A 15,919-nucleotide genomic window follows, 5' to 3' on the forward strand; every position below is an offset into this window, starting at 1 on the left:
ATGCGGCTGACAGGATCCCAAATTATTATGGAATGCCTGCTGGAGCAGGGTGTGGATACGATTTTCGGGTATCCGGGCGGTGCGGTTTTAAATATCTATGATGCTCTCTATGAATATTCCGATCGGATCCGCCATGTGCTGACCTCCCATGAGCAGGGAGCGTCCCATGCGGCGGACGGTTATGCCCGCGCAACCGGAAAGGTAGGCGTCTGTTTTGCTACCTCCGGTCCCGGAGCAACCAATCTGGTCACGGGTATTGCGACGGCCCACATGGATTCCATCCCCCTCGTTGCCATTACAGGCAATGTGGCGGTGAATGCCCTGGGGAAGGATTCTTTCCAGGAAATCGATATTGCCGGAGTGGCGATGCCGATCACAAAATACAGTACGATCATCAAGGATGTCAAGGAATTGGCGCCTGCCATCCGGAAAGCATTCCGGCTGGCCAGGACCGGACGCCCCGGCCCTGTCTTGATTGATGTGACCAAGGATGTAACCGCGGCCACAACAGAGTTTTATCCGGTGGAACCGGATCCCATCCGCCGCCAGAGCCATACGATCCGGGAAGAAGACATTGAAAAGGCGCTGGAGATGATTGGAAAAGCAGAACGGCCTTATGTTTTTGCCGGCGGCGGCGTGATTGCCGCGGAAGCCGCGGATGAGCTGACGGAATTCGTTCATAAACTGGATGCTCCGATCACCTGTACGTTGATGGCCCAGGGAGCCTTTGATCAGACGGATCCGGCCTACACCGGCATGTTGGGCATGCACGGGACCAAGACATCGAATCTGGGGGTTTCCGCCTGTGATCTTTTAATCGGCGTCGGCGTTCGTTTCAGCGATCGATGTACGGGCAATCCCAAAACCTTTGCTAAAAATGCGAAGATTCTGCAGTTGGATGTGGATGCGGCTGAGATCAATAAAAATGTCCGCACAGACGCCTCGGTGATCGGGGATGTAAAAGCGATTCTTCAGAGATTAAACGAACGTCTGGAGGAGCAAAAGCACCCGGAATGGATGAAGAAGATCCAGGATCTGGAGAAACAGTATCCCTTGGCTTGCCCGGAGGATATTTTAACCGGACCATACGTCATTAAAAAACTGTCGGAGATCACCGGCGGGGATGCACTGGTAACCACCGACGTGGGACAGCATCAGATGTGGAGCGCCCAGTTCTACACCTACAGAAAGCCACGCACCTTCCTGAGTTCAGGCGGACTCGGAACCATGGGTTACGGCGTGGGCGCTTCAATCGGCGCAAAATTTGCATTTCCGGATCAATTAGTGGTCAATATTACCGGCGACGGCTGCTTCCGGATGAACATGAATGAACTGGCGACAATCACGAGAAATAACCTTCCGATTGTCACCGTGATTTTGAACAATCACGTGTTGGGCATGGTGCGTCAGTGGCAGACTTTATTCTATGGGAAACGGTATTCCCATACGATTTTGGAGGATAAAGTAGATTTTGTAAAAGTCGCCGAGGCGATGGGAGCCAAAGGAATCCGGGTGACAAAGCCGGAAGAGGTGGAACCTGCGCTGCGGGAGGCGATCGCTTTCAATGCCCCGGTTGTTGTGGAATGCGTCATTGACAGCGATGATAAGGTCTTCCCGATGGTAGCGCCCGGAGGCCAGATCGCTGAGGTATTCAGCGAAGAAGATTTGGAGGAGAATGAGAAATGAGCAGAGTGTATAATTTTTCCGCCGGACCGGCAGTCCTGCCGGAGGAGGTCCTGAAAGAAGCGGCAGAGGAAATGCTGGATTACCGCGGATGCGGAATGTCCGTGATGGAGATGAGCCATCGTTCCAAGATGTTTACGGACATCCTGGAGGCTGCCGAAGCGGATATCCGTGATCTGATGGGAATTCCGGAAAATTACAAAGTGCTGTTTTTGCAGGGCGGCGGTTCTTTACAGTTTTCTATGGTTCCGATGAACCTGATGCCCCACGGCGCAGCCGACTATATTATCACCGGCCAGTGGTCAAAGAAGGCTTTCAAAGAAGCTCAGAAATTTGGCGATGTGAAGGCAATTGCCAGCAGTGAGGATAAGACGTTCTCCTACATTCCCGACTGCTCCGATCTGCCGGTGCGTGAAAATGCCGACTATGTCTATATCTGTGAGAATAATACGATTTACGGAACGAAATATAAGAAGCTTCCCAACACCAAGGGAAAAATCCTGGTGGCGGACCAGTCCTCCTGCTTCCTTTCGGAGCCGGTGGATGTGGAGAAGTATGGGATGATCTGGGGCGGCGTTCAGAAGAACGTGGGGCCTGCCGGCCTGGTGGTTGCTATCATCCGGGAGGACCTGATTCCTGAGGAGGAGCTGCCGGGAGTGCCGACCATGCTCCAGTACAAGACTCAGGCGGATGCAGGGTCCTTGTACAATACGCCCAACTGCTATGGGATTTATATCTGCGGCAAGGTGTTCCAGTGGCTGAAGAAGCAGGGCGGTCTCGCGGCCATGAAGGCCAACAATGAGAAGAAGGCTGCCGTGCTCTATGATTATCTGGATCAGAGCAGTCTGTTTCACGGCACTGTCGTGAAAGAAGACCGTTCTCTGATGAACGTACCGTTTGTGACCGGCGACAAGGAAATGGATGCGGAGTTCGTAAAAGCAGCGAAAGAAGCTGGTTTTGAGAATCTGAAAGGCCACCGTACGGTTGGCGGAATGCGCGCCAGTATTTATAATGCGATGCCGATCGAGGGCGTCAAGGCCCTGGTGGAGTTTATGTCTGACTTTGAGAAAAAGCATCTGTAGGAGGAAGTTGTCGTGTATAAGGTACATTGCATGAATGTGATCGCCAAAGCAGGGACGGATAAGCTGGGCGACGGATATGAGTTGACTGACAAGCTGGAGGATGCGGATGCGGTTTTAGTTCGCAGCGCCTCCATGCACGAGCTGGAGCTGCCGGAAGGACTGATGGCGATTGCCAGGGCAGGCGCAGGCGTGAACAATATTCCGCTGGAGGAGTGCGCGAAGAAAGGGATCGTAGTCTTTAACACACCCGGCGCCAATGCCAACGGCGTCAAGGAGCTGGTTTTGGCCGGAATGCTGCTGGCTGCCCGCGATATCAGCGGCGGGATCCAGTGGGTTCATGAGAATGCAAATGATCCGGAGGTTGCGAAGAAAACCGAGAAGAAGAAGAAGGGGTTTGCCGGTACGGAAATCGGCGGAAAAACCTTAGGTGTCATCGGTCTGGGAGCCATCGGCGTTCTGGTGGCCAATGCGGCTCGGAACCTGGGCATGAAGGTATTGGGCTATGACCCATATATCTCAATCGAAGGAGCCTGGAACCTGGATCATCATGTGCGCCGGGTTAATGATCTGGATACACTGCTGGAAGAGAGCGACTATATCACGATCCATGTCCCGGCCATGGACTCCACGAAAGGGATGATCGATGCAGCCGCGATTGGGAAGATGAAGGAAGGCACGGTATTCCTGAATTTTGCCAGAGATCTGCTGGTGGATGAGGAAGCCATGGCCGCAGCGCTGGAGAGCGGCAAGGTTCGCCACTATGTCAGCGATTTCCCGAACGCTTTGAGCGTGAAGATGAAAAATGCGATTGTGGTCCCCCACCTGGGTGCTTCCACCGAGGAGGCGGAGGAAAACTGCGCGGTAATGGCTGCGAAAGAGATCCGCCAGTATCTGGAAGAAGGAAATATCTCAAACTCAGTGAATTTCCCGAAGATTGATCTGGGGCCGATGAAGTCGGAGAGCCGCCTGGCGATCTTCCACAAGAACATTCCGAACATGATCGGACAGATTTCCACGACCCTTTCCAGCATCGGTGTGAATATCGCCAATATGAGTGATAAGAGCAAGGGCGAGTTTGCTTACTCTCTGATTGATGCGGAGAGTCACATCGATCAGGAGGTCCTTGATAGGCTGAAAGCCATCGAGGGTGTGTACCGTGTGAGAAAGATTCAGTAAGTTTTTAGCAAAAACGGAAAGAATTTTCCTATCATTTTTTCACAAAAGAGGCGGGTTCCCGGTTGACGAAGGGGGGCCCGCCCTTTATACTAATAGAGGGGACGAGTTTGTTTTTTGGACAAGCCTGAGAGGCAGATCGGTTCCAAGGTCACTTGTTGGACAGTTTGCTTACTGGGAAATCCAGCGAAGCCGAACCATACGTTCTGTTTATGTGGGGCAGAATGGAAAGGCGAGCGCCGGAAATAGATTTTAGCAGTAGGCAGCAGTGCGTGGGATAGTCGGGTTATATGGCCGAGACTGTGCTTTGCAATATCTCTTAGGAGGATGAGCATGAGAAAGAAAGAAAGAAGAAAGAAGCAGTACATGCGTTGGCAGTGCCTATTGATGGCATTCCTGATGTGTGCGGTATTGATCGGACCGGCTGCACCGGCCTTTGCGGAGCCGGAAAGTTCCGGAGAAGGGATGACGGAGACGACAGCGGCCGCTGTGCCGAGTTCGGAAAATTTGAGCGATGGTTCCTCGCCGGCCGGCGATTCGAAAGCAGCAGAGGCCGCTACGTCGGTAACAGAGCCGGAGAGCACTGGAACCCCTACAGACCCTCAGACGACTGCCGGGACCGAACCGTCGGATACTGCGGCAGCGCCTTCATCGGAAGCTGGCAGTACAGAGGCAACGGTGGAAAGCACGGAAGAAACAACGGAGGTTACTCCGGATAATGTGGAACGGATTATCGAAGAGGCTGTGGAAGGCGGAGAGATTGCGGCGCCGGAGCAGGTACTGATCGGTTTTTCCTTATATACATCGGTTCAGAGAGGAACTACAACGGCGAATGTAAACTACCGCTATCAGCCTGGCACCAGCAATAAGGTGATCGGCCAGATCCCTGGCGGCACTACCTTGACGATTCTTGGAGATGGGAAAGACAGTGACGGTGATGTCTGGTTTCTGGTCACCTATAATGGGAAACAGGGATACGTCAGCAGTTCCTATATTACCTTATCCACGATGGAAGTAGGCAATGACGCTGCCTTTGAGGCGGAACTGTCAGCGCAGGGATTTCCGGAGAGCTATAAGCAGAAGCTTCGGATTCTGCATGCCCAGTATCCGAACTGGAAATTTGTAGCACAGCAGGCGGGAAGCTGGAGCACAGCTTTAGCGAAAGAAAGCTGGTTTAATCCAAATGGACCGGGAAATGAAAATTCCGGTGGAACCCAGGCAACCAGTCTGGTGGATAAGAACAGCATTGCTTCCTGGAAATCCACGGAAGAGGGGGCCTTTGACTGGGCTACTGGACAGTGGGTCACCGGCTGGGACGGCGATTACTGGGCGGTTGCCTCGAAAGAGTTGGTCGCTTATTATCTGGATCCGAGAAACTTCCTGGATGATAAAAGTGTTTTTCAGTTTTTAGATTTGTCGGATACTACGACAAGCGCGGCGACAGTGGCCTCCGTTGCTTCTGGAATGGGAGCTGGCTGGCTGGCGGGAACTTACACCCATGCTAATGGGAATACGATCAACTATCCGGAGACGATTCTGAACGCTGGTCAGAAAGCAGGTTTTAACCCGCTTGCCTTGTGCAGTATTTTGATTCAGGAATTGGGAACAAACGGGGCAGAAAAGCAGACGATCAGCGGTACTGTGTCCGGCTATGAAGGATATTACAATTATTTTAATATCGGCGCGTATACCACGCCTACTTTTGACAAAGCATATTTGAGAGGCTTGTGGATCGCGAAAGGCGGTTCCAGCAACAGCACCAGCTGGGGACGCCCGTGGAATACCAGGGAGAAGGCAATCGACGGCGGAGCGCAGTATTTTGCTGAATACGTTAAGAGCGGTCAGGATACCCTTTATCTGAAACGTTTTGACGTACTGACCGGAAATTATTCTCATCAGTATTCCACCGACATTCAGGGGGCGGACAGTGAAGGCCGTATCTTGAGCCGGGCGTACTCGACAGATCTGAGAAAGGGAACGCTGACTTTTAAGATTCCGGTTTACAGCAGTATGCCTTCGTCGGCTGCCAGCATGCCTAGTGATGACACCAATCCGACCGATCCGGTAAGACAGTTTGTAACCCGCTTGTACACCGATATCCTGGGCAGGAACCCGGATAGCGTCGGACTGAGGGATTGGTATAATCGTTTGACTTCTCATAAAGAAACAGCAGCTCAGGTAGTCTACGGATTTGTATTTAGTAAAGAGTATTTAGATCGCAATGTCAGCAACTCAGATTATATCAAAATGCTGTATAGCACTATACTAGGACGGAATCCCGGAAACAACGAGATTAATTATTGGTTGGATTATCTGACTAATAAAGGTGTTACCAGGAAATATATTTTTGCTGGCTTCATTAACTCGGTAGAATTTGGCGAGCTCTGCAACCAGTATAATGTGATCAAGGGATCTTATACCTCGGATGAAACGATTGATCGCAATCCGGATGTTACCGCATTTGTAACCCGCATGTATACCGTGTGTCTGAAACGAGGAGCAAATGAAAAAGAGCGCACCTATTGGGTTGAGAAACTATTAAATCACTCGGCCACCGGGCGTAACATCGTATACGGCTTCTTCTATAGCGATGAATTTAAAGGAAAGAATTTGTCTAACGGTGATTTTGTCACCTCTCTCTATCAAACCTTGTTTGACAGAAATCCGGATACTGTCGGTTACAACGACTGGGTTGGCCGTTTGAATCGCGGCGTTAGCCGGAACAGCGTGGTGGATGGTTTTGTCTACTCTGTAGAATTTAATGAGCTGTGCAATCGTTTCGGCATCACCCGCTAACCAACTATCATAAGGAGAATCTTGTCCATGTCAATTTGGGAATATCCCTTAACGGCTCAAAGTGAACAAGTGCTGAAGGAGGCGTCTGCTGCGGCAGACGCCTTAGAGCACCTCTACATCGGAACGGAGCACCTTCTCATCGGCCTGCTCCAAACCGAATGCCTGCCTGCCCGGCTTCTGGAGTCTCAGAATGTCACTGAGCAAAAGGCGCTGGAATTGGTTCAGCGTCTTGCCGCTTCGGAGGAAGAGGGCGGACTGGCCGGCCGGCCCGGCTTTACGCCGAGGGCGGAGGAGGCGATGGAGCTGAGCCTTACGATCGCCCGCCGGGGCCACCAGGAAAGGATTGGAACCGAGCACATTTTGATGGCTCTGCTCAAGTGCCGCGGCTGCGTGGCTTTGCGGCTGCTGCGGACGCTGGACGTCAATACCGGCCGTGTGCTCTCGGATCTCATCTCTGCCATGGGCAGCGACGGCCGTTACTACCAGGATGAATTGGAAGAGAACGGTCAGCCTTCCCAGGGAACGCCGACCTTGAATAAATACAGCCGGGACCTGACCGCATTGGCCGCTGACGGCCAGTTGGACCCGGTGATCGGAAGAGGGAAAGAGCTGCAGCGATTAATGCAGATCCTCAGCCGCCGTACGAAAAATAATCCCTGCCTGATCGGCGAGCCCGGGGTCGGGAAAACCGCGATTGTGGAAAGCCTGGCTTTGCGGATCGCTGCCGGAAAGGTGCCGGATACCATGAAAGAAAGACGGATTTTGTCTCTGGACCTCTCTGGCATGGTGGCCGGATCCAAGTACCGGGGCGAGTTTGAAGAGCGGATGAAAAAGGTGATCCAGGAGGCATCCGGAGATTCCCGCATTCTGCTTTTTTTGGACGAAATTCACACCTTGATTGGCGCCGGCGGGGCCGAGGGGGCTCTGGACGCCGCCAATATTTTAAAGCCCGCGTTGTCCCGCGGGGAAATTCAGCTGATCGGCGCAACAACCATTGAAGAGTACCGAAAGCATATTGAAAAAGATGCGGCTTTAGAGCGCCGGTTCCAGCCGGTGATCGTGGAGGAACCCTCGGAGGAGGAGACCGTGGAGATTTTGTACGGGCTTCGGGGGCATTATGAGCGCCACCATCAGGTGGAAATTTTGGACGAAGCATTGGCTGCCGCCGTGCAGCTGTCGGCCCGCTATCTGAACGACCGGTTCCTGCCGGACAAAGCCCTTGACTTGCTGGATGAGGCGTCCTCCAAGGTGCGTCTCAGCGAGGGAAAGGACACGCCTGCGTCCTCCAAACTGGAGGAGGAGATCCAGAACTTGGAGAACCAGAAGGAACAGGCTGTCCGATTGGGAGATTTCGAAAGTGCTTCCCGGTTCCGGGCGGAGCAAGTCGGGCTTCGGAAAAAGCAGGAGAATATGAACCGCCGCAGGAAGAACCAAAAGAAGCTCCAGGTCTCGGAAAATGATGTGGCAGGGGTAGTGGCGGATTGGACCGGAATTCCGGTTCAGCAGCTGACGGAGGGCGAATCGGCCAGGCTCCAGCGCCTGGAGAAGATCCTGCACAAACGAGTCGTCGGCCAGGAGGAAGCCGTAGCCGCAGTGGCAAAGGCAGTGCGACGAAGCCGGGTCGGCCTGAAAGATCCGCGCCGGCCGATCGGATCCTTCCTGTTTTTGGGGCCGACCGGCGTTGGCAAGACAGAGCTGTGCAAAGCTCTGGCCGAGGCTATGTTCGGCAAAGAAGAGGCAATGATTCGTGTGGATATGTCTGAATATATGGAAAAACACAGCGTTTCCAAGCTGATCGGTTCACCGCCTGGCTATGTGGGCTATGAAGAGGGCGGCCAGCTCAGCGAGAAGGTGCGGAGGAATCCCTATTCTGTGATTTTGTTCGACGAGATTGAAAAGGCTCACCCGGACGTGTTCCACATTTTGCTTCAAGTTTTGGACGACGGCCATATCACAGATGCCCAGGGCCGGAAAGTGAATTTTAAGAACACGATTCTGATCATGACTTCCAATGCAGGGGCCGAGCGGATTTTGTCTCCGAAAACATTGGGCTTCGCAGCGAAGAACGATGAAAAGACCAACTATGAGACCATGAAGAGTGGCGTGATGGAGGAGGTCCGCCATATCTTTAAGCCGGAATTCCTCAACAGGATCGATGAAATTCTGGTATTCCATGCGCTGAACAAGGAGAATATGAAAGAAATTTTGCAGATTATGCTGCGGGATATCAGCAGCCGTCTGGAAAAGAATCTGGGAATTCATCTGAGCGTCACAGGGAAGGCCAAGGAGTGGCTGATCGACAAGGGCTACGATGTAAAATACGGGGCGCGGCCTCTCCGCCGCACGCTTCAGACCGAACTGGAGGACAAACTGGCGGAGGAAATCTTGGCCGGCAGTTTTTTGGCCGGGGCGGAGATCCAGGCGAAAGTGCTAAAGAATCAATTAATATTTTCTGCAAAAGATTGATGAACGGCGATTCATCGTATATAATGAAAGTACAGGAAACAATGCCAAGGCGCATAGGATAAAGGAGGATATACCCATGTCAGTGGTGACGGAATTGCTGCGGGGCGAGAGTGACGGAACGATCAGTTTCGGCGATTACACCAGAGAACAAAAGGGAAAGCTGGAGGATTTTGAGCACGGCGGAGACCTGTATAAGGTCAAAACCTATTATGAGATCACCAAACTGGAGCGGAACGGGCTGTTTGTCTACGAGTCGGTGCCGGGCAGTGCGGTGAATCATTTCCTGGAAAAGGAAAATGGGGTCAGCTTCCTGCTGGAAAGCAGCCAGGATGTTCAGATCACTCTGGAGCTTGCAGAATCGACGGAATATGGCATTTTTGTCGACAGCGAGCAGGTCGGACTGGTAGAGACGAACCGGAGCGGCAAGCTTTCTTTCAGCGTAGAGCTGGAGGAGGGGAAGCCTGTTCAGGTGAAGGTGGTAGAGCGGTAGACAAACCACTTAGGAAAAGAATGCAGGGGCAGCACCTCTGTGACAGGTCAAATGGAGTTTGGTAGTGTTGAAAGAGTGCCGTAGGATATCTTGTTCGTGCCATGATCTGGCTTATCGGTAAGCCTTATTTGGTGGAAGAAGCAATTCTGCGGTACTTTTTTGGTGGGATTTGGCATGAGATCCCGCATCTTGCCTGTAACTTGACAAACTTCCGCTTATAGCGCTATGATAGACATACCTTTCAGAGCGAGTAGAACGCTTTCATCTGATTAAATTGGGGAAAGAGGCGGCGGGCAGCCGTCGGAATAGAAGGAGACCCATGGATCCATACCGCATCGAATTTATCGACAAAATATTAGATAATGTCCACGGCTTCATCGAGTTTACCACTGTGGAAAAGGAAATTCTGGAACTTCCGATTTTCAAGCGTCTCCAGGGAATTAAGCAGCTGAGCCTGACCAACTGGATTTTTCCGGGAGCCGAGCACACCCGTTTTATCCATTGCCTGGGAGTCATGTATATCGCGGATCAGATGGCCGTACAGCTTCGGTATTCCGATGAGGAGCGCCAGCTGGTGCGCCTGGCCGGGCTTCTCCACGACATTGGCCATTACCCTCTCTCCCATGTCGGGGAACAGGCATATAAAGAATTGCCGGAGCGGCCGGAACGGATTCCAGAGAATCAGAAAAAGCGAGTGCTGACGGAACTGGAAGCACTCGGAAAGACAAAGTCGAATTATATGCAGGCGTCCGCCAATCCCTTCCATCACGAGCAGCTGACCGAACGGCTGATCCGGAGCGATACGGACATCAAGGACATTTTAGAACGCCATTGCGGAGGCTCAGACCTGATCACTTTGGACAATATCTGCGACATCATTGTGGGGAACGCCCAGCGGAACCCGGAGATTTCCGGCCTAATCCAGCTGATCCACTCGGAGCTGGATGCGGACCGGATCGACTATCTGCTGCGGGATGCCACCTTTTCCGGAACCAGCTACGGTGGCTTTGAACTGGGGCTGTTCCTGCGGAATCTGGCAAGAACCGATTACCACGGAGTGGAGATCATTGGGGTTCATCCCAAGGGAATCTCCATTGCGGATCAGTTTTTGATGAATCGGTATTATTCCTATACCCAGGTGTTTTTTAACCGCCATGTGGCAATTTTAGAGTTTATGGCGCGGGCGCTGACCGAGGGCTTTATCGGAAAAAATACCAGTGAGTTCCCGTCCCCGGACGGCCTGCTTCGGTATGTGGAAAAGCACAATGGGAAAACAGAATTCTTGTATTTCACCGACCGCGCGTTTTGGGATAGCCTGCACCATGTCTCGATGGGATATTCGCCGTTTGCCGATGCGCTTCAAGAACTACTTCTGCGGTATCAGGAGCTGGAGCTGACGGAGAACAGAGAGATATCGGTCACCTTTACCGGGCAGGAGGAACTGAAAAAAAGTCTGAGAAAACAGCCTATTTACCGAAATCTGCGCCAAAAGGAGAATCAGGCGGTCCCCATTCTCCATGTGGGAGAATTTACCAATCAGATACCGGCCCGCGAGTTTGAAGAACAGCTGGAGACCGTTTTAGCTTCGTCGCCGTTGCCGGAGGCTGAGGCAGAGATGAGAAGAATCCGGCGTCTCCAGGAGGGGATTCCAATCCTGGAAGAAGGGCGGGAGCCAATTTTGCTGCCCGACAGCCCGGCTTCCCTGATGTCCCGGCTGTATGGGACCAGAACTTGTATTTTGAGAGAATACGAATTTCCAGATGCGGTACTGCGGCGGATCGAGGAAGGATAGCACAGCGCGGGGAACATGGCCAGCTTTGCGGCCTGATTCCGAGCGGATGCGCCAGGCCCAAATGGTATTCTACCGGATCGGATCCATCGGACCGATCCAATCAAGAAAACGTACAATAAAAGAAAAAACTTGGAAAAGAGGAAACAATGGCAGTTGCAAAGCTAAAAAAGGGAGAAGGACGCACGTTAAAAGCGGGCGGACTGTGGGTCTATGATAATGAAATCGCCGAGGTTCAAGGGGATTTTGCCGACGGAGACCTGATTGCAGTGGAAGATTTTGACGGCTATCCCATGGGAACCGGTTTTATCAACCGTCACTCAAAAATTCGCATCCGGATGATGACGAGGACTCCGGACCTTGCCGTGGATGAGGAGTTTCTTCGCAAAAGGCTTCAAAATGCGTGGGAATACCGGAAGAAAACAGTGGATACGAGCTGCTGCCGCCTGATCTTTGGGGAGGCGGATTTTTTCCCCGGCCTCGTGGTGGACAAATTTTCCGACATTCTGGTGGTGGAATCTTTGGCGCTGGGAATCGATCGGATGAAAGGGACGATTCTTCGTCTGCTCACGGAGATCCTGGCAGAAGACGGAGTCAACATCCGAGGAGTCTTTGAGCGCAGCGACGCCAAGGTTCGGGAGCAGGAGGGGATGGAGCGGACCAAAGGATTTCTCTCAGCCCCATTTGATCCGATTGTGGAAATCACGGAAAATGGCGTGAAATACCAGGTGGACGTGGAGAACGGTCAGAAGACCGGTTTTTTCCTGGATCAAAAATACAACAGGCTGGCAATTCAAAAGCTTTGCCGGGGCGCGAAAGTCCTGGACTGTTTTACCCACACCGGTTCTTTCGCTCTGAACGCTGGAATGGGAGGGGCGAGCAGTGTGCTGGGAGTGGACGCGTCGGAGCTCGGCGTGCGCCAGGCGGAAAAGAACGCGGAGCTGAACGGCCTTTCGGATGTGGTGAAATTTCGCTGTGCGGATGTGTTTGAGCTGCTGCCGGAGCTGGAAGAGGAGGGAGAACAGTTTGACGTGATTATCCTGGATCCGCCGGCCTTTGCCAAGTCTCAGAATTCGGTTAAAAATGCGGTGAAGGGGTACCGGGAGATCAACCGGCGGGCGATGCGCCTGGTTCGGGACGGAGGATTTCTTGCGACCTGCTCCTGTTCCCATTTTATGACGTATGAGTTATTCACCAAGACGATTCATCAGGCCGCCCAGAACGTGCACCGAAGACTCCGCCAGGTGGAATTCCGTACCCAGGCGCCGGATCATCCGATCTTGTGGGCAGCGGAAGAATCTTATTATTTAAAATTCTATATTTTCCAGGTGTGCCGGGAGTATTGACGGTCAGATCGGGAAAAGAGAGACCGGCGGATCGGGTCGGAGGGATGGGACCGTCAAAAAAGAAGCGAGAAAGAGAAATACAACCAATAGAAAAGAGGAAGGTATCATGTCTGTAGAGTTGGTAAGAGAATATTTAAAAGAGTGGGGCGCAGGGGACAGGATCCAGGAATTTGATGTGTCCAGCGCCACCGTGGAGCTGGCGGCCCAGGCCCTTGGCTGCGAGGGCAAACGAATCGCCAAGACTCTCTCTTTTCAGCTAAATGGAATTTGTCTGCTGATTGTTGCTGCCGGGGATGCCAAGGTGGACAACAAAAAATATAAAGCGGCATTCGGGGGAAAAGCAAAGATGCTGACCCTGGAGGAAGCGGTGGAGCTGGTAGGACATGCCGTGGGCGGCGTCTGCCCTTTTGCCGTAAAGGAAGGGGTAAAAATCTATCTTGACGAATCCTTGAAACGTTTTGACACTGTATTTCCGGCGTGCGGCAGCAGTAACAGCGCGATTGAGCTGACGATCCCGGAACTGGAACAGTATTCACGGCCTGAAGCCTGGGTGGATGTATGCAAAGGATGGCGGGAAGAAGAGGAGGCCTGAAACCTCAGAACATATGTGGACTTATTCTGAGGCTCAGGTGCAAGAAACAAAGCAATATCGATTAGACGTTTCATACGCAGGACATTCCGTGTCCAGCGCAGATCCCTCGTTCGTATATTAAATCTGTGATCCCATGATAAGTCCGCGTCCCTTTCCATTTCAGCCGGATTTCCCGATCTGCCGTTCCAAACAGACGGATGCCATCCCCCAGAATCGTGGGAATGACCGAGAGATGATAAGTATCGATCAAATCTTCCCGGATCAGCTGCTGGGCAAGATTTGCGCCGCCGCAGATCCAAATTCCCTCTCCTTCCGATTCCCGCAGCGATTTTACGAGTTTTGCGGGAGTTTCCTGGGTGAAGATGATATCTTCCGCCGGCGGAATCTTTTTGTGGGTGACGACGTAACTTTGCATTCCCTGATAATACCAATGGTCCGGTGAAAGCTCGGTCACAATTTGGTGATAAGTGGTCCAACCCATGATCACCGTGTCAATTTCTTGAATAAAATCGTGATAGCTGACCATATCGTCGGCATTTGGTTCCTGCCCGGCCAGCCAGCTCACCCCGCCGTTCTTGTCTGCAATATATCCGTCCAGACTTACCGCAATAAACAAGGTTACCTTTCTCATGGACATCTCCTTACTCTTTTTATAGATAAACACAGGCTTCTCAGGTCACGATCCGATGAACCCAGACGCCTTTTTTTACCAGATAAAATCCCAGCGCCGACTTAAAAATATCAATCGCTTGACAGAAAAAGTATACCCAAAAGATGGACAGTCCAGTATAGCGGGAGAGAACGAAGGCAAGCGGTATATTGATCACCCAGATGCAGAGGCTGTCAAATACAAAGGTGATCAGCGTTTTTCCTCCGGAACGGAGGGTAAAATATGCGGAGTTCATAAAGGCCTGCTGCGGCATGAATAGAGCAGCGATCCATAAAAAGGAGCGAGCCAGCCGCCGGATCTCGTCAGTAGTGTTGTAAATACGCGGAAACAGCGGAGCTACCACGGCTAAAACCAGGGCGAGGCCGGTGCTGCAGACTACGGCAAAGAAGATCATCTTTTTATCCGTATCCTTCGCTTCTTCCATTTTCCCGGCCCCCAGCTGCTGTCCGACCAGGATCGAGATTGCGGTGCCGAGAGCCAGGAAGACTACGTTGAACAGATTGACCAGCGTGGTGGAAATATTCATCCCGGCCACCACATCCAAGCCGCGCAGAGAATAGCACTGCATCAAAACCGCCATTCCGGCGGACCAGAGTCCTTCGTTGACTAAAAGCGGCATTCCTTTGACAAAGATTTGGCCGGCCAAGCGGCGGGGGATTTTTAAGGTGCGGTACATTCCCTCCATGTAAGGGTGAAGCGCCTTGTGGGTGTGAGTCCAGCCGAGGACAACGGCGCATTCCACGAACCGCGAGGTCACGGTGGCAATAGCGGCGCCTGCCACGCCCAAGGCGGGAAAACCGAATTTGCCAAAGATCAGAATATAGTTCAGGCACATGTTGACCAGGACGGCCAAGATGCCTGCTTTCATGGGCAGGACAGTCTCCCCGGTTTCCCGCAGGGTGCTGGCGTAAATTTGTACCAGGCAGAAAGGGGCCAGTCCGATCAGCATGATTTTCAAGTACTGTTTAGCATAAAGAAGAGCGGCTTCAATATTTCCCGCGTCCCCACTTCCATGGAGATAGAGGCAGATCAGCGGTTCCATGGCGAATCCAAAGACGAGAAGTCCTGCCAGTGTGATCAGGATACCGATCCAGATTTTAAAACGGAATGTGTGCCGGATGCCTTCTTCATTCCCCTGGCCGTAAAATTGGGCGGTGAAAATCCCGGCTCCTGAGAGCCCGCCGAAGATACACAGGTTGTAGACAAAGATCAGTTGATTGACAATGGCAACGCCGGACATCTGTTCCGTTCCCACCTGTCCGACCATGATATTGTCCAAGAGGCTGACGAAATTGGTGATTCCGTTTTGGACCATAATCGGGACGGCTACAAGGAGCACGGTCCGGTAAAAGTGTTTGTTTCCAATCAGAGAAGATACTTTCATCTTTGGGGTTCTCCTTTTCTTAAGAAAGTAAAAGAAACGGACACACAGGGTGTCCGAACGGCGAGCGATTTTGTTATTTCTGTTTTGGTGTGTTCGCTATCGGCGGTTCGCTTCCTCCTCCATCCTTCTCTTTGGAATTTTTCCCGCTAACGACTTGAAGGCCGTACAGCAGGATGGGGACGGCCGCAGTAAATAAAAGGGAAATGGTCAGCAATTGTTTGGCGGCCGGGCTCCCGATCAAAGCCAGGATCAGATCCGTGATATACATACCGGCCAGAAGAACGATACCGGTCCAGGCCAAAATTCGTTTCTTTTTCATGATAATCCTCCGTGTTCTCATTCACCACTATATCGCACATAGGGGAAAAAAGCAAGAAATTTGAACTTGGCATTCTCCTAAGAATTTCAGAAGAATGTTGGCGGATCCGGCGAACCTTTTTCGGCGGAA

12 protein-coding genes are annotated in these 15,919 nt (G+C 52.2%); 9 read left to right on the top strand and 3 right to left on the bottom strand.

Features of this window, described 5'->3' with window-relative positions; all coding sequences use genetic code 11:
* The 9 genes from ilvB (at position 1) to MUB23_RS00190 (ending at position 13,417) form a co-directional block, all read left to right on the top strand.
* Entirely contained in the window at positions 1-1,686 is a 1,686-nt protein-coding gene (ilvB, locus tag MUB23_RS00150; RefSeq protein ID WP_244798159.1) for a biosynthetic-type acetolactate synthase large subunit, read from the top strand.
* Positions 1,683-2,765: a 3-phosphoserine/phosphohydroxythreonine transaminase gene (serC, locus tag MUB23_RS00155; protein ID WP_244798160.1), complete on the top strand. Its 1,083-nt coding sequence runs from the start codon at positions 1,683-1,685 to the stop codon at positions 2,763-2,765. Before ilvB ends, serC begins: the two co-directional genes overlap by 4 nt.
* Positions 2,766-2,777: 12 nt before the next feature.
* Positions 2,778-3,941, top strand: a complete 1,164-nt coding sequence (locus MUB23_RS00160; RefSeq protein ID WP_244798161.1) for a phosphoglycerate dehydrogenase — start codon at positions 2,778-2,780, stop codon at positions 3,939-3,941.
* Between the two features lie 330 nt (positions 3,942-4,271).
* Positions 4,272-6,734 (top strand): DUF4214 domain-containing protein, encoded by a 2,463-nt coding sequence (locus tag MUB23_RS00165; RefSeq protein ID WP_244798162.1) that lies wholly within the window; start codon positions 4,272-4,274, stop codon positions 6,732-6,734.
* A 27-nt stretch (positions 6,735-6,761) separates the two neighbouring features.
* Entirely contained in the window at positions 6,762-9,200 is a 2,439-nt protein-coding gene (locus MUB23_RS00170; RefSeq protein WP_244798163.1) for an ATP-dependent Clp protease ATP-binding subunit, read from the top strand.
* A gap of 76 nt (positions 9,201-9,276) precedes the next feature.
* Positions 9,277-9,690, top strand: a complete 414-nt coding sequence (locus MUB23_RS00175) for an endosialidase (protein ID WP_244798164.1) — start codon at positions 9,277-9,279, stop codon at positions 9,688-9,690.
* 319 nt (positions 9,691-10,009) lie between these two features.
* Positions 10,010-11,482, top strand: a complete 1,473-nt coding sequence (locus tag MUB23_RS00180) for an HD domain-containing protein (RefSeq protein ID WP_244798165.1) — start codon at positions 10,010-10,012, stop codon at positions 11,480-11,482.
* 146 nt (positions 11,483-11,628) lie between these two features.
* Positions 11,629-12,825, top strand: a complete 1,197-nt coding sequence (locus MUB23_RS00185) for a class I SAM-dependent rRNA methyltransferase (protein WP_244798166.1) — start codon at positions 11,629-11,631, stop codon at positions 12,823-12,825.
* Between the two features lie 106 nt (positions 12,826-12,931).
* Complete coding sequence (locus tag MUB23_RS00190; protein WP_244798167.1) at positions 12,932-13,417, top strand: YbaK/EbsC family protein; 486 nt, start codon at positions 12,932-12,934, stop codon at positions 13,415-13,417.
* Positions 13,418-13,487: 70 nt separating this feature from the next.
* Here the strand turns inward: MUB23_RS00190 and MUB23_RS00195 are convergent, their stop codons facing one another.
* From MUB23_RS00195 to MUB23_RS00205, 3 genes are all read right to left on the bottom strand, one after another.
* Entirely contained in the window at positions 13,488-14,048 is a 561-nt protein-coding gene (locus MUB23_RS00195) for a dihydrofolate reductase family protein (protein WP_244798168.1), read from the bottom strand.
* A gap of 40 nt (positions 14,049-14,088) precedes the next feature.
* Positions 14,089-15,471 (bottom strand): MATE family efflux transporter, encoded by a 1,383-nt coding sequence (locus tag MUB23_RS00200; RefSeq protein WP_244798169.1) that lies wholly within the window; start codon positions 15,469-15,471, stop codon positions 14,089-14,091.
* A 73-nt stretch (positions 15,472-15,544) separates the two neighbouring features.
* The gene (locus MUB23_RS00205) at positions 15,545-15,790 is read right to left on the bottom strand and encodes a hypothetical protein (protein WP_244798170.1); all 246 of its coding nucleotides are present in this window, start codon (positions 15,788-15,790) and stop codon (positions 15,545-15,547) included.
* Positions 15,791-15,919: the final 129 nt, after the last annotated feature.

This window comes from Cuneatibacter sp. NSJ-177, assembly GCF_022867805.1.
GTDB lineage: Bacteria > Bacillota > Clostridia > Lachnospirales > Lachnospiraceae > Pseudolachnospira.